The sequence below is a fragment of the Caulobacter sp. AP07 genome (assembly GCF_000281955.1).
GTDB lineage: Bacteria > Pseudomonadota > Alphaproteobacteria > Caulobacterales > Caulobacteraceae > Caulobacter.
In genome coordinates this window covers 38,296-58,741 of record NZ_AKKF01000123.1, presented here as the reverse complement: position 1 = coordinate 58,741, position 20,446 = coordinate 38,296, and the positions used below count along the sequence as shown (strand labels likewise).

Below are 20,446 nucleotides of genomic sequence, written 5' to 3'. Positions count from 1 at the left end.
GCTCCGCCCCCCATGGGGGCGGACAGGCGGCGCAGCCGCCAGGTGGGGGCAAGTGGACGGTTCTACCCCCGCAACCCCGCCACCCGGGCGATCGTCGCCTCGGCCTCGGCCATCACCCGGGCCACGATCTCGCCGGCCGGCAGCACCTCGCGGATGCCGCCCGCGCTCTGGCCCATGGCGAAGCAGGACTTGTCGGCGTCCAGCCCCTCGATCTGGCCGGCGATGCCGCCCAGGGCCCCGGCCTGGATGCTGACCATCGCCTGGCGCGGGAAGGGCTGGATGTCGGTCGGGCGGCCCTCCCAGTCGTCGACCCAGGCGTTCTTGCGCACCCGCATTGGCTTGCCGGAATAGGAGCGGGTGCGGACGGTGTCCTCGTCGGCCGCCTCCAGCACCGCCTGGCGATAGAGGTCGCCGGCATGCGCCTCGGTAGAGGCGATGAACCGGGTGCCCATCCACACGCCCTGGGCTCCCAGGGCCAGGGCCGCCGCCAGGCCGCGACCGTCGTACAGGCCGCCGGCCGCCACCACCGGGATGTCGACGGCGTCCACCGCCTGGGCCACCAGCGGCAGGGTGCCGACCAGGCCGGTGTGGCCGCCGCCCTCGCCGCCCTGGCAGATCACCGCGTCGCAGCCGGCCTGCTGGGCCTTGACCGCGTGCTTGACCGCGCCACAGACCACCATGACCTTCAGCCCCGCCGCCTTCAGCCTCTCGATGATCGGCAGCGGCACGCCCAGGCCGGCGATGAAGGACGAGGCCCCTCCTTCAATGATCACCTCGACGGCCGCCGTCAGGGCGTCGGGCGTGGCGGCCAGCAGGTCGACGCCGAACGGCTTGTCGGTCAGGGCGCGGACCGCCTCCATCTGCGCGCGGATGAAGGCGGGCGTGGTCCCGGCCATGCCCAGCACGCCATAGCCGCCGGCGTTGGAGACCGCCGCGGCCAGCGGCGCGTAGGACACCCCGCCCATGCCGGCCAGCAGGATCGGATGCTCGATGCCGAGCAGCGCGCAAAGCGGCGTCTTGAGGGTCATGTGGCGGCCTCCCTTTTTCAGGAGGATGGGCGCTTGTGGGCCGGCGGCAAGCGTGCCGCGAGGTCAGCGTAAATGTCCGCTCAGTCCTTGCGGAGGATCTCGGGCTGGACCTCGGCTTCCGACGTCCAGAAGCAGGCGGCCATCGACGTCAGGATCATGGCGATCAGGGCCAGCATGCCGCGCGGCGGCGCCAAGCCCATGACATCTTGCGGGGTCATCGTCGTTTCCTCTGGCGACGTCCCGGTCTGGCGCCGGGACTGTCGACAAAGGAAGGTTCTCACCGGCCCGAAGGTTCCGCAAGTCCCTTATTTATAACGGGATTTCATGGACCGGCGCGTCCAGTTTTCGTCAGAAGATCGAATAGGCCCCGTCGATCACGAAGGTGTCGCCCGAGTGGTAGCTGGACGCGCCCGAGGCCAGGTAGACGGCGATGCCGCCGAAGTCGGCCGGTTCGCCCCAGCGGCGGGCCGGCACCCGGGGGATGACCTTCTCGGCGAAGGCCGGGTTGTCCTGCGCGCCCTGGGTCATGTCGGTGGCGATCCAGCCGGGCAGGATGGCGTTGGCCCGCACGCCGTAGCGGGCGTGCTCGACGGCCACCGACTTCATCATCGAGATCACCGCCCCCTTGGTGGCGGCGTAGGCCTGGTTGCGGGCCGCGCCCTCGATGGCGGCCAGCGAGGCGATCCCGACCAGCGAGCCGCCCGGGTCGCCGGCCTTGGCCCGCTCGACCATATGGCGGCAGGCCTCGCGGAAGGTGAAGAACACCCCGTCCAGATTGACCGCCAGGATCTTGCGGTAGGTCTCGGTCGGCATGTCGACGAACGACGGCGCGCCGTAGCCAACCCCGGCGTTGGCGAACACGCTGTCGACCCGACCCATGGCCGCCACCGCCTCCTCCATGCCCTCGCGGACCTGGGCTTCCTGCGAGACGTCGACCACCTGGGCCTTCACCCGCACGCCGTGCTTGAGCAGTTCGCCCTCGGCGGCCAGGTTGCGTTCGGCGTTGCTGCCCCAGATGACGATGTCGGCCCCCGCCTGGGCCAGGGCGCTGGCCATGCCCAGGCCGATGCCGCGATTGCCGCCGGTGATCAGCGCGACCTTGCCGGTCAGGTCGAAGGGTTGGTAGGCCATGGCGTCAGCTCCCGAACGTTTGTTCGAGGGGAGCGGTTGCGGGGCGCGGCGTCAAGGGCCGCGAACCCCGCGCCGTTCAGATCTTGGCCCCGAGCGTAAGCCGCACGGCGGTGCGCCATGGCGTTTCCAGCTTGTCGCGAAGATCGGCAAGAGCCGCTTCCAGGGCGGCGGTCCTGGCCTCGCTGGTCTGGCGGTAGGCGGTGAAACGCCCCTCGACTTCGTAGAGCCGGGCCCGGGCCGTCGCGGCTTGCGTCAAGGCCGTGGCTTGGCTTCTCTCGCTGTCGTCGAGGGCGACGGCCCGCGCCGCCGCCTCCCGCGCGCTCGCGGCCGCCTGCACGGCCAGCCGGTTCAGATCATCCTGGGCCTGGGCCAGTCGTTGCTCAACTTGAAGCGTACGCCTGGCCGCCTCCACCGACTGCCGCTCGGCCTCGTCGCGGACCTCGACCAGGCGGCGCTCAAGCTCGGTGGCGCCTTGGGGCCAGTCCGCCGCCGGGCTTTCGGCCTGGCGGCGCGCCTGAGCAAGGCTCCGTTCCAACGCGCGTTCCCGATCAGCGACCGCCGCCTCGAGCGCCTCCGCGCGAAGGGCCAATTGCCGGCCCTGCTGCTCGACGTGACCCAGGCTCGGGCCGAACAGCAGCGCGGCTTCGGCGAATTCCAGCCGGACGCGATCAAGCTCGACCATCGCCTCGCTCGACGTCGCATCCGCGACCAGCCGCATCATCGCGGCGTGCGTGTCACGGATCCAGGCGTTGGCCGAGAGTTCGGCCGCCAGGGCGTCGTCGAGCGTCTGATGCCGTAGACCCCTGTCGAGAAAGGCGTCGATCCGCGGCTCCGCCACGTCGAGGGGAACCGGCCAGTCGATCTCCAGCGAAGACACGGCCGAAGCCAGCAAGGGGCGCCAGTCGTTCAGCAGGTCGGTCCAGGCCAGGAAGTGCCGATCGCAGCCGCGCGATCGCAGTTCAGCCTCCAACACGCCGCCCAGCCATATCATCAAGCCCTGAGCCATCGGCATGGCGTCGCGCGCCCGGAGCGAGGCGGCGACCTCGAGCGGATGGCGCAGCGGTATGAGCACGCCGACACGGTATCCCGCCACCGACAGCGTTTCGCGCCAGAACGGGAAGAGCCGGGTGATGCGCGGATCCTTGAGCGCGATCAGCGGGGCGTCGCCGAACTCCGAGTCCAGCAACGCGGCGGCGCGACCGCGATAGTCCTCGACGGATGGACCCGACAAACGGTCCAACGGAAGGGCCCGCCAGTCCGACCAAGTGGAGCTCAGTTCGCCGAGGATCTCGTCGTTCAGGGCGGCGACCGGCACGGACTCCCAATAGCCGCGAGAATTATCGTCGGTGATGGGCATGAGGGTCCGAGGCATGGCCGCCCCAAGCAGACCCAAGACGCCAGTCAGGCTGGAGGTCCCGCTGCGATGCATGCCCAGCACGACGATCGCGTGGCGCAAACCCGCGGAGCATTCTTCCACGCCAATTCCCATAACGCCGCTCCCCCGCCGCCGCACAGTTTTTCTTGGATCAACCTCCAACACAGGCGCTCGGCTCGGCCAGATGAGTGTCTTCTATTTGTTAAAGTGAGTGATTCCCCTGGAGGCCACAACGGCGGAGCTTTGCTCTCGAAAGTCACAATATCGCTGATCGCTCAACGCAGGGTCAATCCAGCCAGTTGCGCCTGGGTCCATTCCAGCACGGCCTGTGAACAGGCGAGCTTGCGCATCGTGCCGAGCAGGGGGTCGTGATACTCGCGCTCCAGCGGATAGTGATGGTGCAGGAGCACGGGTTCGTAGCCGGCCGGCAGCGGCCAGGACCGATCGCGCAGCAAGTGCGCGGGGATATTGTAGCGATTGTCATAGAGGCGGACGTCCAACGTCAGCGACCAGATCGCGATGCTCAACGCAGCCTGGCTGGAGCCCCACCACTCGCTGGCCTCGACCCCAACCAGACCGGTGGAGGCAAAGACGTTGACGCCGCTGCCGGCCAGCGGCCGCATATTCTCTTCCAGCGAGGCGAAGAAGATGTCGCGCGTGCGCCGCAGAACGCCCAGGTCGCGCCGCACGACCATGAAGCCGCCGTTGTAGGAGGCGCGGATGGCGATCCGGTCGATGGCGGTCTCGAGCGGCGGCAGGGTCGACGGCGCGATCCCGGCGAAGCCGCACAGCCGCGTCCAGTAGTCGTCCAGCGGGTCACCCTCGCCCCCCGTGGCCGATCCCTTCATGTCGACCGGCCGCACGCCGACGTCCGCCCGCAGGAAGCAGGGCTCGGCCGTGAAGATCATGTCGGTGTCGAGCACCACCAGATAGGGCTGCGGCAGGTTGGCCTCGGCCCAGGCGCCGGTCACGATGCGGTTGATGGTGCCGTAGGGGCTGCCGGTCTCGTTCAGGGGCATGGAAACATAGGTGACGCCCAGCGCCTCCAGCGCCGCCTGGGACGTCGGCGACAGGGCCAGGGCGGGGCGGGGCGAGACCGCCACGATCGGCGCGTCCTTGTAGCGCCCGCCGAAGCGGCGAAGGCTGGCGCACAGCAGATGGGCCTGGACCTCGAGCGGGTTGGCCTCGACGCAGATCAGGAAGACGACCTCGTCGGCGTCGAGCGTTTCGCCCCGGGAAGGCTCGGCCGGCTGGAGTCGTTGCTTCGTCATGCCGGCCAAAAGCCGGTCCCAGAGGTTGGGCGAGCCGGCGTCGCGTTGAACAAGAAGGTCGGAAGGTGTCAAGGGCGGGTCCATACCAGATCGAATTTCCGCGCCGGGGCCAGGACCCGGGGCCGGGACAGGCTACAGGGGATCACCTAGGCGTTCGAGCGCATTTGCGGCCTGGGAGGCCGACCTGCTCCGAACCGTCCCGAAGGCGCTCCCCTCCACGCGCGACGTCGAGGGCCGCCCTCACTCCACCGCGAACTTCAGCCCCGCCCGTTCCCGCAGGCGCTCGACCAGCCGTCCCTGCATCGCTGCGCCCGGCGTCCAGATCCCGCCGGCCACTTCCGGCGACTGCTGGACCAGGCACAGGGCCGTCTCGGCGATCATCTTCGAGGTCGAGCCGTAGCCGGGGTCCTTGTCGCCGGCCACCGAGGCCCGCACCTGCTGTCCGTCCGGCGTGAGGCCGACGAACAGCACGTCGTAGAAACCGGCCTCGCGCTCGGCCTTGCTGGGCCCCTCGCCGGGCTTGGGCCCGCCCTCGGCGCCCATGCTGGCGTTGGCGGCGGTGATGGCCTTGGCCACCGCCTCGCCCTGCTCGCCGGGACCGGTCAGCATCATCTCGTCATAGACGAAGCCCTCGCCATAGGGCTGGCCCATCAGCCAGTTGGAGCGGTGGACGTTGCGGGTGTTGATCGCCGCCATCACGAACGGCGCGGTCCAGGCCTCCAGGTCCTCGTCATAGGCCACGGCCGCGCCGTGCGGCTGCTTGGGGCCGGCGAAGCCAGGGGTCAGGGAGAAGGGGTTCTTCAGCAGCTCGATCACCGACGGGTCGCGGGCCGCCGCCATGGTCGCCTTGAGGCTGGCCGCCGTGCCGCCCGAGAACGCGCCCTGCATCCGCCGCACCCGGCCCTTCACCCGAGCGACGGGACCGCCAAATTGCCGGGTCGCCTCCTGTTGCAGGAACCAGACGCCCAGCTCGAACGGGATGGAGTCGAAGCCGCAGGAGAAGACGATGCGCGCGCCGCTGGCCTTGGCCGCGGCCTCGTGGGCGTCAATCATCTGGCGCATCCAGGCCGGCTCGCCGCACAGGTCGAGATAGTCGGTCCCGGCCTCGGCGCAGGCGGCGACCAGGTCCGAGCCGTAGAGCTGGTAGGGGCCGACGGTCGTCAGGACCGCCTTGGTCCGCTGGACCAGGGCCCGCAGCGAGGCCGGGTCGTCTGCGTCGGCGACGATCAGCGGCGTGTCGGCCGGGGCGCCGATCTCGTCACGCACGGCGGCCAGCTTGTCGGCGTTGCGGCCGGACATCGCCCATCTGACGTCGGGGTGATGGGTCGCGAAATGCTCGGCCACCAGCCGGCCGGTGAAGCCGCTGGCGCCGTGGACGATGACGTCGAATTCCGCCGACGGGTTCATGAGGTCGCCTCCCGAGGTTTTATCGTTGGGCGGGAGAGTGGCGCGAATGCGTGGCAACGGCAAACAAGTGTTTGCCGTTCAGGCGCCGGAATGAGCGGGTGTGAGCGCAGGCTTCAACGCCCACAGCCCGCCGAAGCTCAGGAGCGCCGCCACGGCCAGGTACAGGCCGACCGGCGCCAGCCCGCCGCGCTCGGCCAGAGCCTGGGCGATCATCGGGGCCAGGCCGCCGCCCAGGATGCCGCCGAGGTTGAAGGCCGCCGAGGCCCCGGTGTAGCGCACCCGGGCCGGGAACAGGTCGGGCAGGAAGGCGCCCAGCGGTCCGTAGACGAAGCCCATGACCAGCAGGCCGATCGCCAGGAACAGCCCGATCAGCGGCAGCGAGCCGGCCCCCATCATCGCCGGCAGCAGGGCGCCCACCGCCACGGTCATGCCGCAGCCCGCCATCAGCACCCGGCGCGGGCTGGTGGCGTCCGACCAGTAGCCGGCGGCCACGATGCCCAGGGCCATGAACAGGATGGCGCCCAGCTGCACGCTGAGCATGGCCGTGCGGCTGTAGCCCAGCGTGGTCACGCCATAGCCCAGCGCGAAGGCGGTCATCAGGTAGTAGACGGCGAAGCAGCAGATGGCCGCCAGGGTGCCGCAGACGGTGGCGCGCCAGTGGTCGCGCAGCAGCTCGCCCAGCGGCACGGCCGGCGGCGGCTCGTGGGCGATGGCGGCGGCGAAGGCCGGGGTCTCGGTCAGCTTCAGCCGCACCCACAGCCCCACGCCCACCAGGGCGGCGCTGCCCAGGAACGGCAGGCGCCAGCCCCAGCTCATGAACTGCTCCGGCGTCAGCACCATGCCCAGGATCAGGAACAGGCCGTTGGCGGCGATGAAGCCGACCGGCGCGCCCAGTTGCGGGAACATGCCGAACCGCGCCCGCCAGCCGGGGGGCGCGTTCTCGACCGCCAGCAAGGCCGCCCCGCCCCACTCGCCGCCCAGGCCGAAGCCCTGGCCGAACCGCAGCAGGCACAGCAGGGCCGGGGCCAGCCACCCCGCCATGGCGTAGGTCGGCAGGAAGGCGATGGCCAGGGTCGAGCCGCCCATCAGCAGCAGCGAGGCCACCAGGGTCGATTTGCGGCCGATCCGGTCGCCGAAATGGCCGAACACCGCCGCGCCGATCGGCCGGGCCAGGAAGGCCACGCCCAGGCTGGCGAAGGCGGCCATCTGCTGCAGGCTGGCCGACTTCGACGGGAAGAACAGCGACCCGAACACCAGCGAGGCGGCGGTGGCGTAGATGTAGAAGTCGTAGAACTCCACCGCCGTGCCGACCAGGCTGGCGGTCAGCACGCGGCGGTTGGAATTGCCGCCGGCCGGCTTGGCTACTTCGCTCATGACGCCCCTCGAAAAACCCGGCCATGGCTTGGCGTCATGAAGACCTGGCGTCAACTCCGAAGGGGAAAACAACCCTCGCCTCAAGCCAATAGGTGGCGGCGACGACCATTTCGATCCAGCAAACCAGACCAAGCGGGAAGGACGTACCGGAACAGCCTCAAAGGCGCCTTCGTCGCGTCCATGGCGCGACGACGCCTTAGGCTCTTCCATAGGTTGCGCCACGCTGCTAGCGTTCGCGCCTACGGGGGAAAGACATGTCGAAGATGGCGCGCGCGACGATTCCGACCTTGATCTTGACGCTGGCCCTCTGCGCCGGTGCGGCGGCCCAGACGCCTTCGGAACGGCCGGACGAGCGCCGCCGCCTGGCGACCGGCGCGGCGCCCATCGTCGCCGAGACCGTCGCCCCCGGCGAGACGTTCGTCACCATTCCTTACGAATTCCGGCGCGCCGGCGCGCTCAAGGCCGATCTTGTGGGCATCAGTTCGCCCTACAAGGGCGTGCAGGCCCCGGCCGGCACGGTCGGTTTCCGGGTGGGAGCCTTCGGGTCCGCGTCCCGCCTTGGCGGTGATGTCTGGTGTTTCTACCCGCCCACCCGCAACGCAAGGCCGCTGTGCCTGATGCTGGGAGCCGAGCGGGCGACCGTCCTGCCCCTGACCGATCCGTTCGAAATGGACAACGGCACGGCCCTCCTGGGGGAGCCGAAATACGTCAACCTGCCCGAGATCGAGGAAAAGCCGGTCCAGATCCCCGCCGACCTGCGGATGGTCTACCACTTCGTCGGCTGGAAGCGCGGCTACGCCCATGTCGAGCGCTGGGACAATGGCCGCAAGGTCTTCAATTACAGGCTGCCCCAAGGGCCGGACGGCGGCGCCCGCCTGTGGACCTTCGTTGGCGAATACTGGCTGAGCCCCGTGTCGAAAGACCCGACCCGGGCCCGGGTAACCGCGCCGCCGGCCGTCCTGGCCAGGGCCGGCGCGGCGGCCCCATAGCCCTTCAGGCGGTTCATGCGTTAGAACCGGCGCCATGAAGAACCTGCCCAACATCCTGACCGGCGCGCGCCTGGTCATCGCCCTGTTCATGTTCGTGGCCCTGGCCGCGGCGGCCGGCGGCGTGCCGTGGCTGAGCGAGCGGCTGACCGCCGACCAGCAGTTCTCGCTGCAACGCTGGGCGTTCTGGGCGTTCGTGGTGGCGGCGATCACCGACTTCTTCGACGGCTGGCTGGCCCGCAAGCTGGACGCGGTCAGCGTCTGGGGGGCGATCCTCGACCCGATCGGCGACAAGATCCTGGTCTGCGGCGGCCTGCTGGGCCTGATGGCCCTGGGGCCCAACCCGCTGGTCATCCTGCCGGCCGGCCTGATCCTGTTCCGCGAGTTCGCCGTCAGCGCCCTGCGCGAGGTCGGGGCGGGCAAGGGCATCAAGCTGCCGGTCACCCTGCTGGCCAAGTGGAAGACCACCCTGCAGCTGGTGGCCATCGCCGGCGAGATCGTCCTGGTGTCGTGGAGCGCCTTCGGCCTGCCCAACGACCCGGCGGTGTTCGGCCCGGCCAGCCTGGTCACCCACGGCCTGCTGTGGGTGGCGGCGGTGGTGACGCTGATCACCGGGGCGCAGTACTGGGAAGCGGCGCGTAAGGCGCTGGCCTAGCCGGCACTTGCCCCCTACGGGCCTTCGGCCGTCTCCCCCCAGAGGGGGAAGAGTTCAGGTGTGCGAGGCTCCGCCCCCTCGCCGCTGACAGACCGCGAAGCGGTCAGGTGGGGGCAAGTCTTGAAGACCCCCTACTCCGCCGCCAGCAGCATCGGCGCGCCATCGTCCTCGATCGCGTCGGGATCGGTCGGACCGTGCAGCAGCCATTCGGTGTCGGGCGCGGGCGCGCCGGCCCGGGTGCGCTCGGCCTGCATCATCAGGGCCAGCCATGTGACCCCGGTCGTCAGAAACACCATGATCGCCTCCGAAGCGCTCCGCTATTAATGAGAATGACTCTCAATAACGGCGGAGGCAAGGCGTCTTTCGATCGGGGGTCAGGGCGGCGTCAGGCCGCTTCGACGGTGGCGGCCTTGCGCTTGGCGGCGCTGGTGGCCGAGCGCTTCCTGGTCGCCGCTTCCAGGGTGACCTGACGGCGCTTGGAGGCTTCCAGTTCAAGCACCGGCAGGACCTCGGCGGCGCCGCGACGCTGGTCCGGGGTGCCGACGATGTCCAGGCGGCGGGCGTTTGCGAGGAGCGAGACCAGCTCCTGGTCGTTCAGCAGAGGAATCCGCTCGATCAGGGTCATGGGCTGCTCCTTGGAAATCACAAAACTCCCGCAGTAGCGCGAGAGAGTTCATTAACGTTCAAAGCGACGCTTGGGGTCCAAAACTATTTTGGATTCAGCGAGATTCATTTGAGAATCACGGCGATTCACGAATTCACTTGCCGTGGCCCTTTCCGAGGCTCATGGTGGCTCATCGAATTCGCTGCCGTTCGGCCTGCTATTCCATGCTCTCCTTGTGAGAGCGCCGGACGCGCCCACCGATCCCCAACGAAATTTGATCGTCGCGCGGAACGACTCCGCCGACGAATATTGACTACAAGGACTACGAACTATGGCTACCGGCACCGTGAAATGGTTCAACGGCACCAAGGGCTTCGGCTTCATCCAACCTGACGACGGCGGCGCCGACGTTTTCGTGCACATCTCGGCCGTTGAACGCGCCGGCCTGCGCGGCTTGGACGAAGGTCAGAAGATCACCTACGAACTCGAGCGCGACAACCGCTCGGGCAAGATGTCGGCGGGCCAACTGCAGGCTTAATCGCCTTCAGCCTTCGAGATTTGGAATGGGCCGGCGCTCACGCGCCGGCCCATTTTCTTTGCGCCTCATCTTTGTACGAAACCGCCTGCAAGACGGTGTTCCGGGCGCCCCGCCATGGACGGCCGGCGCCGCGCGGCGTAACACCCAAGAACGTTCAGGCAGCGGTTCCCAGCCCATGCGTCCCATCCGCCTTCTCGCCCTGCTCTGCCTGACCTTCAGCCTCGCCGCCTGCGGTTCGCTGTCGCGCGACACCTTCCAGGCCAGCGACCTGGCCCTGGCCCCGCCCAACGGCCTGGCGGACCTGCGCTTCAACGCCAGCGACAGCGAGGCGGCCATCCGCTTCGGCGGCCCGGCCCGCAAGCGCGCCCAGGCCCAGAAGAGCTTCGACGTCCTGGCCCTGTCGGGCGGCGGCTCGAACGGGGCCTACGGGGCCGGCGTGCTGGTCGGCTGGAGCAAGCGCGGCGAACGTCCCGAGTTCGACATCGTCACCGGGGTCAGCACCGGGGCCCTCGCCGCCCCCTTCGCCTTCCTGGGCTCCACCTGGGACGAGCGCCTGACCGAGGCCTCCACGGGCCCGGCCGCCGGCCGGGTCCTGAAATCGCGCGGGCTGGGCGTGCTGTTCCACCCCAGCTTCTACAGCAACGCCGCCCTGCACAGCCTGGTCGACACCTATGTCACCGACGACATGCTGCAGGCCATCGTCGCCGAGCACAAACGCGGCCGCCGCCTGCTGATCGCCACCACCAACCTCGACACCGAGGAGACGGTGATCTGGGACATGGGCGCGATCGCCAGCCGCGGCGGCGAAGAGTCGCGCGAGCTGTTCAAGAACGTCATGGTGGCCTCGGCCAGCATCCCCGGCGTGTTCCCGCCCACCCTGATCGAGATCGGGGGCGAGGGACGCCACCTGTCGGAGATGCATGTCGACGGCGGGGTGACCATTCCGTTCTTCGTCGCCCCGGAATCCCTGCTGCTGTGGACGGCCGACAAGGGCTCGGCCCGGCCTGGCCGGATGTTCGTGATCGTCAACGGCAAGGTCGGCGGCGCCTTCGGCTTCACCAAGGGCGGGGCGGTGTCGATCGTCGGCCGCTCGTGGGACACCATGAGCAAGGCCCTGATGCGCACCCACCTGGCCGCCAGCAGCGCCTTTGCCCGCCGCAACGGCGGCCAGCTGTTCTACAGCGCCATCCCCGACACCGCCGACGTCGACGCCTCGGGCCTGGACTTCGCGTCCAACAACCGCAACGCCCTGTTCAAGCTGGGTTACGAGCGCGCCATCGCCGGCTGGGCCTGGGCGCTGTCCGACAGCCCGGAGGAGACCGCCGGCGCGCCCCCCGTCGTGCCCGCCCCGCCGGCGACCGGCGATCACTGAACGCGAACGGGGACGGGCGCATGCGCCTGTCCCCGGACGAGGTCCGACTCCGGGGTTGCGCCGATCCGACTCCGTCTCTAAACGGGCGGCTTAACCTGCAAGATGGTCGGCAGCGGGCGCGCGGATGTGCGCGACCGTGTCTACGCGCGAGTTTACCATGCCCAAACGCACAGACATTTCCTCGATCCTGATCATCGGCGCGGGTCCGATCGTCATCGGCCAGGCGTGCGAGTTCGACTATTCCGGCGTCCAGGCCTGCAAGGCGCTGCGCGCCGAGGGCTACCGGATCATCCTGGTCAATTCGAACCCGGCCACGATCATGACCGACCCGGACGTGGCCGACGCGACCTATATCGAGCCGATCACCCCGGAGATGGTCGAGAAGATCATCGCCAAGGAACGCCCCGACGCCCTGCTGCCGACCATGGGCGGCCAGACGGCCCTCAACACCGCCCTGGCCCTGGAAGCCAGCGGGGCCCTGGCCAAGTACGGCGTCGAGATGATCGGCGCCAAGGCCGAGGTGATCGACAAGGCCGAGGACCGCCAGAAGTTCCGCGACGCCATGGACAAGCTGGGCCTGGAAAGCCCCAAGTCCAAGGCCGCCCACAACATGGACGAGGCCCGCGAAGGCCTGGCGTTCGTCGGCCTGCCGGCCATCATCCGCCCCAGCTTCACCCTGGCCGGCACCGGCGGCGGCATCGCCTACAATCTCGAGGAATTCGAGGAGATCGTCGCCCGCGGCCTGGACCTCTCGCCCACCACCGAGGTGCTGATCGAGGAGAGCGTGCTGGGCTGGAAGGAGTACGAGATGGAGGTCGTCCGCGACAAGGCGGACAACTGCATCATCGTCTGCTCGATCGAGAACATCGACCCGATGGGCGTCCACACCGGCGACTCGATCACCGTCGCCCCGGCCCTGACCCTGACGGACAAAGAGTACCAGTGGATGCGCGCGGCCTCGATCGCCGTGCTGCGCGAGATCGGCGTCGAGACCGGCGGCTCCAACGTCCAGTTCGCGGTCAACCCCGCCGACGGCCGGATGGTGGTCATCGAGATGAACCCCCGGGTGTCGCGCTCCTCCGCGCTCGCGTCCAAGGCCACCGGCTTCCCGATCGCCAAGGTCGCCGCCCGCCTGGCCGTCGGCTACACCCTCGACGAGCTGATGAACGACATCACCGGCGGCGCGACCCCGGCCTCGTTCGAGCCCAGCATCGACTATGTGGTCACCAAGATTCCGCGCTTCGCCTTCGAGAAGTATCCGGGCAGCGAGGCCCTGCTGACCACCGCCATGAAGTCGGTCGGCGAGGTCATGGCCATCGGCCGCACCTTCAAGGAAAGCGTCCAGAAGGCCCTGCGCGGCCTGGAGACCGGCCTCAACGGCTTCGACGAGATCGAGATCCACGGCGCCGACGACCCGGACACCGGCCGGGCCGCCGTGGTCCGCGCCCTGGGCACCCCCACCCCCGACCGCCTGCGGGTCATCGCCCAGGCCTTCCGCCACGGCCTGACCGTGGACGAGGTCAACGCCGCCTGTTCCTACGAGCCCTGGTTCCTGCGCCAGATCGCCGAGCTGGTGCGCCAGGAGGGCTGGGTCCGGGCCGGCGGCCTGCCGACCGACGCCGCCGCGTTCCGCGCCCTGAAGGCCCAGGGCTTCTCCGACGCCCGCCTGGCCAAGCTGGTCGGCTCCGACGAGAAGACCGTGCGCGCCCAGCGCCAGGCCCTGAACGTCCGCCCGGTCTACAAGCGCATCGACAGCTGCGCCGGCGAGTTCCGGGCCGAGACCCCCTACATGTACTCGACCTACGAGACCGGCGCGCTGGGCCAGGTTCCCGAGTGCGAGAGCGAGCCGACCAATCGCAAGAAGGCGGTGATCCTCGGCGGCGGTCCCAACCGCATCGGCCAGGGCATTGAGTTCGACTATTGCTGCTGCCACGCGGCCTTCGCGCTGGCCGACATCGGCGTCGAGTCGATCATGGTCAACTGCAACCCCGAGACCGTCTCGACCGACTACGACACCTCCGACCGCCTGTACTTCGAGCCGCTGACCGCCGAGGACGTGCTGGAGCTGCTGGCTGTTGAACAGAGCAAGGGCGAACTGGCCGGCGTCATCGTCCAGTTCGGCGGCCAGACCCCGCTGAAGCTGGCCCAGGCGCTGCAGGACGCGGGCGTCCCGATCCTGGGCACCAGCCCCGACGCCATCGATCTGGCCGAGGACCGCGAGCGCTTCCAGCAATTGCTGAACGGCCTGGAGATCGCCCAGCCCGAGAACGCCATCGCCCGCACCTGGGACGAGGCCCGCGCGGCCGGCGAACAGATCGGCTTCCCGTTCGTGATGCGCCCGTCCTACGTGCTGGGCGGCCGGGGCATGGAGATCATCCGCGACCACGAGCACCTGGAACGCTACATCGCCAACGCCGGCGACATCTCGATCGAGCACCCGATCCTGCTGGATCACTATCTGAGCCGCGCCACCGAGGTGGACGTCGACGCCCTGTGCGACGGCAAGGACGTGTTCGTGGCCGGCGTGCTGGAGCACATCGAGGAAGCCGGCGTCCACTCGGGCGACTCGGCGTGCTCGATGCCGCCCTTCTCGCTCAGCGCCGAGACGGTGGAGGAGCTGAAGCGCCAGACCGTCAAGATGGCCCTGGCCCTCGACGTCCGTGGCCTGATGAACGTGCAGTTCGCCATCGAGGAGCCGCACTCGGACGCCCCGCGCATCTATGTGCTGGAAGTCAATCCGCGCGCCTCGCGCACCGTGCCGTTCGTGGCCAAGACCATCGGCCAGCCGGTGGCCGCCATCGCCGCCAAGGTGATGGCCGGCGAGACGCTGGCCAGCTTCGGCCTGGTCGACAAGCCCTACGACCACATCGCGGTCAAGGAAGCGGTGTTCCCGTTCGCCCGCTTCGCCGGCGTCGACACGGTGCTGGGCCCGGAAATGCGCTCGACCGGCGAGGTCATGGGCCTGGACTGGATCCGCGAGGGCGAGGACAGCCTGGCCCCGGCCTTCGCCCGGGCCTTCGCCAAGAGCCAGCTGGGCGGCGGCGTCACCCTGCCCACTGCTGGCACGGCCTTCGTCTCGGTCAAGGAAAGCGACCGCCCGTGGATCGTCGAGCCGGTGCGCCTGTTGCAGGCGGCGGGCTTCAAGGTGCTGTCGACGGTCGGCACCCGGGCCTATCTGGCCGAGCAGGGCGTCACGGTCGAGCTGGTCAAGAAGGTGCTGGAAGGCCGTCCGCACATCGTCGACGTGATGAAGAACGGCGGCGTGCAGCTGGTGTTCAACACCACCGAGGGCAAGCAGGCCCTGGAGGACAGCTTCGAGATCCGCCGCACGGCGCTGATGATGAAGGTGCCCTACTACACCACTTCGGCCGGCGCCCTGGCCGCCGCCCAGGCCATCTCCTCGGCCCCCGCCGAGACCCTGGAAGTGCGGCCGCTGCAGAGCTACCAGTAGGGCTCTTCCCTTCTTCCCTTGCGGGAGAAGGTGTCAGCGAAGCTGACGGATGAGGGGTTGGAGACCAGAACCGCCGCGATCCGCCGAAAGGCCGGTCGCGGCGGTTTTCGTTTGAGAGGCCCCTCGCCCGACGTCCTCTGGACCGCCGCGCCCACCGCTGGTGACAAAGACCTTCGTTCAAGCCTAGCCTGGGCGGATGACCCCGATCCGCCTCATGCTGGCCTGCCTCGCCCTGTCGATCGCCGCGCCCGTCGCAGCGCAGGAGGAGGGGATCGGCTCGATCCAGCTCAAGCCCGGCGTCTGCACCGCCGGAAAATCCCAACCGGTCGCCCTGGGCGCCCTGATCGTGGCTCCGGACGCCTTCAACGGGAAATGCGTCCGGGTCATGGGCGTCTCGGCCGGGACGGTCCTCTATGACAGCCAGGTCGAATACGAACTGTCCATGGCCGGACAGGCCGCCGCCCCCGTCGCCCGCATCGGCCTCTACGGCGATCCGGCCCTGCTGGACGCCCTGCCGCAAGATCCCACGCCGACCGAGATCGTCGGCCAGGTCGCCCTCTGCGGCGGCAGGCCGTTTGTCGCCGGCTACTGCCACTACGTCGCCGACGGCGTGATCCTGATCGCCAGCGAGGCGGGGCCGCCGAACCACAACGTGGATTGATCTCGAGTTGAAGTTATCCACAGGGGCGCGACCGGGGACATGCCCTCGTGGCGTGTCCCATCAGCCGCGCCAAGGGCCCAGGACCAGAACCGCCGCGCCCTCCTTGGGGACACGCCGCGAGGGCGCGTCCCCGACCTCTATCCCCGCGATTTCCGAACCCAGCCCAAACAAAATCAACGCGCTACAGAAAAACGCACGTTTCCGATCCCCCCCCCCTCTGAAACGGCCGCATCCTTGGGGCATGACCCAAGCCGACATCCCCACCTGGTGCTTCACCTTCCAGCAAAAGCTTATGGCCGCCCTCGACGCGGCCTGGGCGATCCTGGAGAACAGCCACGACCTCGCCCAGATCCGCGCGGCCCGCGACCGGGCCAAGGCCTGCGGCGAACTGGCCGCCGTGGCCCGCAAGATCGCCCTGATCGTGCCGGCCGCCCGGGCCAAGGTTTCGCCGCCCTCGATGCTCGACGCCGCCGCGGCCGCCCTGCATGCCACCCAGGCGGTCGGTGACCTCGGCACGGCCATCCGCGCGCCCCGCGCGCTCGACAAGCTCAAGGGCGGCCGGCGCGGGCGGCTGTGAGAGGCTCGCCTCTCCCATGCGGATGAGCGGACCGGCGGCGCCTGAGCGTCGTCCACGCCTGAAGGTTGCATCAACACTGGTGCTTTGCTATGGCCCCGTTCTTAGGGGAATGCATTCATGTTGCGTAAGCGTTCGTTTTTCGTCCTGGCCGCGATGCTGGCCGTCTCGGGCTGCGCCAGCGGCGGCGGCGGCGGACCAGGCGGCGGCGTCGTGACGCCTCCGGTGACGCCACCGGTAACGCCACCCCCGCCCTATGCCTCCAACTGCACGACGACGCCGGGCGCGATCTCCTGCATCAAGACGGGCACGCTCCAGATGGACGGCCCCCAGATCGGCCTGCGCTTCGACTCGACGGTCAGCGCCGCCACGTTCGACACGTTCCAGATTCTTCGGAAGGACACGCTGCCGCAGATCACCCAGGAGCTTTGGGTCATCGGCTACCTGGGCGGCGTCAGCGTCAACTATCGTTATTTCGGCGACTTCGAGAGCAAGAACGACGGCCTGGGTCCGGTGCGCGTCGGAAAGAGTTACATCAACGACATCAGCGGCTTCAAACCCGGCGGCACGGGCGCTCTGACGCTGTTCGACATCACCAACGTCCTGCAGGGCGGCCTGGACTACGTCCAGTTGGGCGAGGTCGCGCCCAACCCCGTCAACGGCGCCTACACCTTCTTCGCGGTCGGCCGCTCGGCCGGCGCGCCCGCCATGCCGGCCACCGGCTCGGCCCGCTACGACGGCGGCACGCGCGGTGTCTATGTCGACGGCTCGAACGCGGTGTTTTCGACCGCCAGCGACGTGACCATGACCGCCAACTTCGGCACGGGCGCCGTGAACGGATCGACCTCGAACTTCAAGATGACCAACGCCGCGGGCGCGACCGTGACGGCGCCGGCCAGCCTGGCCTTCACGTTCAACGGCAACGTCGCCGGCTCGCGCTTCACCGGCGCGGCCAGCAACACCGGCATGACCGGCAACGTGAGCGGCGCCTTCTATGGCGAGCCCGCCGGTGCGCCCGTCGAGGCGGGCCTGAGCTACAACCTCGTCTCAAGCACGGGCGGCGGCTCGATGATGGGCGTCGGCGGCCTCAAGAAAAACTAGTGACCCCGGCCCTTTCGCGGGCGCTGGTCCTGGCGCTCGCCCTGATGACCCTGGGCGCCCTGGCCCCGGGCGAGACGGTGCGCGCCCAGGAGCCCGCGGCCATCAGCGACCAAGCCTTCGCCGAGGCCCTGACGCCCGCGCTGCGCGGCGGCGACTATGGCGCGGCCCTGGCGCTGCTGGACGCGCGGCCGGACATCGCCGCCCTGCCGGCGGGCGTGCGCCTGCGCGCCGAGCTCCTGGCCAAGCTGGGCCGGACCTCCGAAGCGATCGCCCTGCTGGAGGGCCATCTGGTCCAGGACACCACAGACGCGCTCGCCCGCTTCCAGATCGGCGAACTCCACTTCGCCGCCCATCGCGACCGTTCCGCGACCCTGGCCTATCGCCTGGCTCTGGCGGGGGCGCTGGACCCCGTGCGGCGCGGCGTCGTCCAGGCCCGGCTCGACGCGATCGAGGCCCGGCGCGACCTGAGGATCACCCTGTCCGGTTCGATCGCTCCAGACAGCAACCTCAACGGCGCGACCCGCGCCACGACCATCGACCTGTACGGCCTGCCCTTCACCCTGTCGGAAGACGCCCGGCGCCGGGCCGGTGTGACGGCCACGCTCAGCGGCTCGCTGGAACGCCGAATCCACGTTTCGGGACCCTATTCCGTCAGCCTGGGCGCCTCCGCCGTCGTGCTGGACGCCTCCGGGCGGGCTTTCGATCAGAGCCAGATCAGCCTGTTCGCGGGCCCGGAAATCAGGCTGGCGGACCATGCCCGGCTGGCCCTGCTAGCCACCTATCGCGACATCGACTTCGGCGGCGCTGACCTGGAGACCTGGCGCGGGCTGCAGCTGGGCGGCGAGGTCTACAGCGACGCCCACACCCGATGGGACGGGTCGACTCACCTGGACCGCATCGACAACGCACGCGCCAAGGCCTTCGACGGCTGGACCTACGGCCTCCAGGTCAACCGCACCCGGTTCCTCGGCCCCAGCGCCTTGTGGCGCGCCAGCGTCAACCTCGACGCCCACGATCTGGCCAGCGCCGAACTGAGCTATCGCGACGCCCGCCTGGCGGTGGGCCGCCTGTTCGCCCTGCCCCTGTCCACGCTCGGCTATGTCGAACCCTATGGTCAGCAGCGAGCGTTCGTGGGACGCTCCTCGGTGTTCGGCGTGCGCCGCGCCGATCGCGAGATCGGCGTGTCCTTCCGGGTCTCCCGGCGCGACTGGCGCGTGATGGGGGCCTTCCCGTTCGCCCAGGCCGTCGTCGCGCGCGCGACCTCCAACGTGGCCCTGGGCCGCTACACCCGTCAGCGCCTGGAATTCGGCTTCACGCGTGACTTCTAGAGCACCGTGCGGAAAAGTGGACACCGGTTTTCCGAAAAACGATACGAAAACAAAAGCCTAGAGCAAGCGCCGAAGACATGACCGCCCCCTACACCGACGCCCAGATCGCCGACCTCGCCGAGCGCCTGCTGGACCACAGCCTGCCCAAGGCCCAGTGGACCCACGCCGCGCACCTGACCGCCACCCTGCGTCTGGTCCGCACCCGGAACGAAGGCCTGGAGCGCGACATGCCCGGCATCATCCGCGCCTACAACGTGGCGGTCGGCGGGGTGAACGACGACCACAACGGCTATCACGAGACCATCACCCAGGCGTACCTCGCCGCCATCCGCGCCTTCGTCGCCACCCTGCCGGCCGGGCTCGGCGACGGCGAGGCCGCCGCGCGCCTGCTGGCCACGCCGATGGGCGACAAGGCCTGGCCGCTGAGCTTCTGGTCGCGCGAGCGGCTGTTCAGCGTCGAGGCCCGGCGCGGCTGGGTGGCGCCCGACCTGGCACCGCTCGAGGCGGTCTGAACCATGGTGGTCCAGGTCGCGGCCATCCTTGCGCTGATCAACGTCGCGGCCTTCCTGCTGTTCTGGCTGGACAAGGACGCGGCGCGCCGGGGGCTGGGGCGGATTTCCGAACGCACCCTGCTGCTGGTCGCGGCCCTGGGCGGCGGCTTGGGCGCGCTGCTCGCCCAGCAGATCCTGCGCCACAAGACCCGCAAGCAGCCGTTCCGCACCCGGCTGTTCCTGATCGTGCTGGTCGAGCTGATCGCCGGGTGGCTGCTGGTCATTCCCGGCGTCCGCGCCACGCTGGCGGGCCTGCTCGGGCTCTAGGACGCTCGCGAAGCTTGACGGACGCGCCCGTCACCGTGCCAACCTGCGCGCTTGCCTCGCGGAGCCCGCCATGATCGTCGTCCACCACCTGAACAATTCCCGCTCGCAGCGGGTGCTGTGGCTGCTGGAGGAACTGGGCGTTCCCTACGAGGTGAAGCGCTACGAGCGGGACGCGGCCACCATGCTGGCTCCGCCGGAGCTGCGGGCCATCCATCCGCTGGGCAAGTCGCCGGTGATCACCGACGGCGACAAGGTCCTGGCGGAGACCGGGGCGATCATCGAATACATCATCGACACCTACGGCCAGGGTCGCCTCATCCCGCCGGCCGGCGGCGCCGAGCGCCTGCGCTACACCTACTGGCTGCACTATGCCGAGGGCTCGGCGATGACGCCGCTGCTGCTGAAGCTGGTGTTCACCGCCCTGCCGGCCCGCGCGCCCGGCCTGTTGCGGGGCCTGGTCAAGACCATCGCCGCCAAGGCCCAGGCCGGCTTCGTCGACCCGCAGCTGAAGAGCCACATCGACTATTGGGACGCCGAACTGTCCAAGACCGAATGGTTCGCCGGCCCGGCCTTCACCGCCGCCGACATCATGATGAGCTTCCCGCTCGAGGCCGGGGCCGCCCGGGCGAGCGCCGCCTCGCGACCAAAGGTCGCAGCCTTCCTGGAGCGGATTCACGCCCGGCCGGCCTACCGCAAGGCCCTGGAGCGCGGCGGGCCATACAACTATGCAACGTGACATGGAACATCGCACGGCTTGCGCGATTTTTTAAGG

The 20,446-nt window shown here is 69.4% G+C and carries 21 protein-coding genes; 12 read left to right on the top strand and 9 right to left on the bottom strand.

The annotated features are described in order from the left end of the window. Positions 1–62: 62 nt before the first annotated feature. The 7 genes from PMI01_RS07695 to PMI01_RS07670 all read right to left on the bottom strand — a co-directional run bounded on the left by PMI01_RS07695 (position 63) and on the right by PMI01_RS07670 (position 7,586). Positions 63–1,028, bottom strand: a complete 966-nt coding sequence (locus tag PMI01_RS07695; protein ID WP_007666406.1) for an NAD(P)H-dependent flavin oxidoreductase — start codon at positions 1,026–1,028, stop codon at positions 63–65. An 80-nt stretch (positions 1,029–1,108) separates the two neighbouring features. Continuing rightward, on the bottom strand, positions 1,109–1,246 hold the full coding sequence (locus PMI01_RS27460; RefSeq protein WP_007666404.1) for a hypothetical protein: 138 nt from the start codon (positions 1,244–1,246) through the stop codon (positions 1,109–1,111). Positions 1,247–1,376: 130 nt separating this feature from the next. Next, positions 1,377–2,159 (bottom strand): SDR family NAD(P)-dependent oxidoreductase, encoded by a 783-nt coding sequence (locus PMI01_RS07690; protein WP_007666402.1) that lies wholly within the window; start codon positions 2,157–2,159, stop codon positions 1,377–1,379. Positions 2,160–2,235: 76 nt separating this feature from the next. Next, on the bottom strand, positions 2,236–3,516 hold the full coding sequence (locus PMI01_RS26030; RefSeq protein WP_157223711.1) for a sulfotransferase family protein: 1,281 nt from the start codon (positions 3,514–3,516) through the stop codon (positions 2,236–2,238). 293 nt (positions 3,517–3,809) lie between these two features. Beyond that, positions 3,810–4,805, bottom strand: coding sequence for a hypothetical protein (locus PMI01_RS07680; RefSeq protein ID WP_157223710.1), 996 nt, complete (start codon positions 4,803–4,805; stop codon positions 3,810–3,812). Positions 4,806–5,045: 240 nt separating this feature from the next. After that, positions 5,046–6,212 carry a saccharopine dehydrogenase family protein gene (locus tag PMI01_RS07675; protein ID WP_007666395.1) on the bottom strand — a complete coding sequence of 389 codons (1,167 nt, stop codon included), beginning with the start codon at positions 6,210–6,212 and terminating at the stop codon, positions 5,046–5,048. A 78-nt stretch (positions 6,213–6,290) separates the two neighbouring features. Continuing rightward, positions 6,291–7,586 carry an MFS transporter gene (locus tag PMI01_RS07670; protein ID WP_007666392.1) on the bottom strand — a complete coding sequence of 432 codons (1,296 nt, stop codon included), beginning with the start codon at positions 7,584–7,586 and terminating at the stop codon, positions 6,291–6,293. 254 nt (positions 7,587–7,840) lie between these two features. Here PMI01_RS07670 and PMI01_RS26025 point away from each other — a divergent pair, with 254 nt between their 5' ends. After that, positions 7,841–8,575, top strand: coding sequence for a hypothetical protein (locus PMI01_RS26025; protein ID WP_007666389.1), 735 nt, complete (start codon positions 7,841–7,843; stop codon positions 8,573–8,575). 34 nt (positions 8,576–8,609) lie between these two features. Beyond that, on the top strand, positions 8,610–9,227 hold the full coding sequence (gene pgsA / locus PMI01_RS07655) for a CDP-diacylglycerol--glycerol-3-phosphate 3-phosphatidyltransferase (RefSeq protein ID WP_007666386.1): 618 nt from the start codon (positions 8,610–8,612) through the stop codon (positions 9,225–9,227). A gap of 131 nt (positions 9,228–9,358) precedes the next feature. Here pgsA and PMI01_RS27455 read toward each other — a convergent pair whose 3' ends face one another. Together PMI01_RS27455 and PMI01_RS07650 are read right to left on the bottom strand one after the other, a co-directional pair. After that, positions 9,359–9,523, bottom strand: a complete 165-nt coding sequence (locus PMI01_RS27455; RefSeq protein WP_007666383.1) for a hypothetical protein — start codon at positions 9,521–9,523, stop codon at positions 9,359–9,361. An 89-nt stretch (positions 9,524–9,612) separates the two neighbouring features. Continuing rightward, positions 9,613–9,852, bottom strand: a complete 240-nt coding sequence (locus PMI01_RS07650; RefSeq protein ID WP_007666380.1) for a hypothetical protein — start codon at positions 9,850–9,852, stop codon at positions 9,613–9,615. Positions 9,853–10,162: 310 nt separating this feature from the next. Here PMI01_RS07650 and PMI01_RS07645 point away from each other — a divergent pair, with 310 nt between their 5' ends. The 10 genes from PMI01_RS07645 to PMI01_RS07600 all read left to right on the top strand — a co-directional run bounded on the left by PMI01_RS07645 (position 10,163) and on the right by PMI01_RS07600 (position 20,410). Beyond that, positions 10,163–10,369, top strand: a complete 207-nt coding sequence (locus tag PMI01_RS07645; RefSeq protein ID WP_007666377.1) for a cold-shock protein — start codon at positions 10,163–10,165, stop codon at positions 10,367–10,369. A 175-nt stretch (positions 10,370–10,544) separates the two neighbouring features. Next, a complete protein-coding gene (locus PMI01_RS07640) occupies positions 10,545–11,741 on the top strand; it encodes a patatin-like phospholipase family protein (RefSeq protein ID WP_007666372.1) in 1,197 nt (398 codons plus the stop codon). Between the two features lie 157 nt (positions 11,742–11,898). Next, positions 11,899–15,192 carry a carbamoyl-phosphate synthase large subunit gene (carB, locus tag PMI01_RS07635; RefSeq protein ID WP_007666370.1) on the top strand — a complete coding sequence of 1,098 codons (3,294 nt, stop codon included), beginning with the start codon at positions 11,899–11,901 and terminating at the stop codon, positions 15,190–15,192. Positions 15,193–15,406: 214 nt separating this feature from the next. Further along, the gene (locus PMI01_RS07630) at positions 15,407–15,853 is read left to right on the top strand and encodes a hypothetical protein (RefSeq protein ID WP_157223709.1); all 447 of its coding nucleotides are present in this window, start codon (positions 15,407–15,409) and stop codon (positions 15,851–15,853) included. 241 nt (positions 15,854–16,094) lie between these two features. Further along, positions 16,095–16,430 carry a hypothetical protein gene (locus tag PMI01_RS07625; RefSeq protein WP_007666367.1) on the top strand — a complete coding sequence of 112 codons (336 nt, stop codon included), beginning with the start codon at positions 16,095–16,097 and terminating at the stop codon, positions 16,428–16,430. A 117-nt stretch (positions 16,431–16,547) separates the two neighbouring features. Next, positions 16,548–17,528 (top strand): transferrin-binding protein-like solute binding protein, encoded by a 981-nt coding sequence (locus PMI01_RS07620; protein ID WP_007666366.1) that lies wholly within the window; start codon positions 16,548–16,550, stop codon positions 17,526–17,528. Next, complete coding sequence (locus tag PMI01_RS07615) at positions 17,528–18,856, top strand: surface lipoprotein assembly modifier (protein WP_007666365.1); 1,329 nt, start codon at positions 17,528–17,530, stop codon at positions 18,854–18,856. The genes PMI01_RS07620 and PMI01_RS07615 overlap by 1 nt, the downstream gene beginning before the upstream one ends. Positions 18,857–18,933: 77 nt before the next feature. Continuing rightward, positions 18,934–19,368, top strand: coding sequence for a hypothetical protein (locus PMI01_RS07610; RefSeq protein ID WP_007666364.1), 435 nt, complete (start codon positions 18,934–18,936; stop codon positions 19,366–19,368). Positions 19,369–19,371: 3 nt separating this feature from the next. Continuing rightward, a complete protein-coding gene (locus tag PMI01_RS07605) occupies positions 19,372–19,674 on the top strand; it encodes a DUF1294 domain-containing protein (RefSeq protein WP_007666363.1) in 303 nt (100 codons plus the stop codon). A 70-nt stretch (positions 19,675–19,744) separates the two neighbouring features. Next, positions 19,745–20,410 carry a glutathione S-transferase family protein gene (locus PMI01_RS07600; RefSeq protein ID WP_007666362.1) on the top strand — a complete coding sequence of 222 codons (666 nt, stop codon included), beginning with the start codon at positions 19,745–19,747 and terminating at the stop codon, positions 20,408–20,410. Positions 20,411–20,446: the final 36 nt, after the last annotated feature.

What these genes read in the sequence shown, in the direction of transcription:
- PMI01_RS27460 (WP_007666404.1), bottom strand. Translation starts at nt 1,246, where the DNA reads ATGACCCCGCAAGATGTCATGGGCTTGGCGCCGCCGCGCGGCATGCTG.
- PMI01_RS07695 (WP_007666406.1), bottom strand. Translation starts at nt 1,028, where the DNA reads ATGACCCTCAAGACGCCGCTTTGCGCGCTGCTCGGCATCGAGCATCCG.
- PMI01_RS07625 (WP_007666367.1), top strand. Translation starts at nt 16,095, where the DNA reads ATGACCCAAGCCGACATCCCCACCTGGTGCTTCACCTTCCAGCAAAAG.
- PMI01_RS07600 (WP_007666362.1), top strand. Translation starts at nt 19,745, where the DNA reads ATGATCGTCGTCCACCACCTGAACAATTCCCGCTCGCAGCGGGTGCTG.
- PMI01_RS07690 (WP_007666402.1), bottom strand. Translation starts at nt 2,159, where the DNA reads ATGGCCTACCAACCCTTCGACCTGACCGGCAAGGTCGCGCTGATCACC.
- PMI01_RS27455 (WP_007666383.1), bottom strand. Translation starts at nt 9,523, where the DNA reads ATGGTGTTTCTGACGACCGGGGTCACATGGCTGGCCCTGATGATGCAG.
- PMI01_RS07670 (WP_007666392.1), bottom strand. Translation starts at nt 7,586, where the DNA reads ATGAGCGAAGTAGCCAAGCCGGCCGGCGGCAATTCCAACCGCCGCGTG.
- PMI01_RS07605 (WP_007666363.1), top strand. Translation starts at nt 19,372, where the DNA reads ATGGTGGTCCAGGTCGCGGCCATCCTTGCGCTGATCAACGTCGCGGCC.
- PMI01_RS07645 (WP_007666377.1), top strand. Translation starts at nt 10,163, where the DNA reads ATGGCTACCGGCACCGTGAAATGGTTCAACGGCACCAAGGGCTTCGGC.
- PMI01_RS07610 (WP_007666364.1), top strand. Translation starts at nt 18,934, where the DNA reads ATGACCGCCCCCTACACCGACGCCCAGATCGCCGACCTCGCCGAGCGC.
- PMI01_RS07640 (WP_007666372.1), top strand. Translation starts at nt 10,545, where the DNA reads ATGCGTCCCATCCGCCTTCTCGCCCTGCTCTGCCTGACCTTCAGCCTC.
- PMI01_RS07620 (WP_007666366.1), top strand. Translation starts at nt 16,548, where the DNA reads ATGTTGCGTAAGCGTTCGTTTTTCGTCCTGGCCGCGATGCTGGCCGTC.
- PMI01_RS07630 (WP_157223709.1), top strand. Translation starts at nt 15,407, where the DNA reads ATGCTGGCCTGCCTCGCCCTGTCGATCGCCGCGCCCGTCGCAGCGCAG.
- carB (WP_007666370.1), top strand. Translation starts at nt 11,899, where the DNA reads ATGCCCAAACGCACAGACATTTCCTCGATCCTGATCATCGGCGCGGGT.
- PMI01_RS26025 (WP_007666389.1), top strand. Translation starts at nt 7,841, where the DNA reads ATGTCGAAGATGGCGCGCGCGACGATTCCGACCTTGATCTTGACGCTG.
- PMI01_RS07650 (WP_007666380.1), bottom strand. Translation starts at nt 9,852, where the DNA reads ATGACCCTGATCGAGCGGATTCCTCTGCTGAACGACCAGGAGCTGGTC.
- pgsA (WP_007666386.1), top strand. Translation starts at nt 8,610, where the DNA reads ATGAAGAACCTGCCCAACATCCTGACCGGCGCGCGCCTGGTCATCGCC.
- PMI01_RS26030 (WP_157223711.1), bottom strand. Translation starts at nt 3,516, where the DNA reads ATGCCCATCACCGACGATAATTCTCGCGGCTATTGGGAGTCCGTGCCG.
- PMI01_RS07675 (WP_007666395.1), bottom strand. Translation starts at nt 6,212, where the DNA reads ATGAACCCGTCGGCGGAATTCGACGTCATCGTCCACGGCGCCAGCGGC.
- PMI01_RS07680 (WP_157223710.1), bottom strand. Translation starts at nt 4,805, where the DNA reads ATGACGAAGCAACGACTCCAGCCGGCCGAGCCTTCCCGGGGCGAAACG.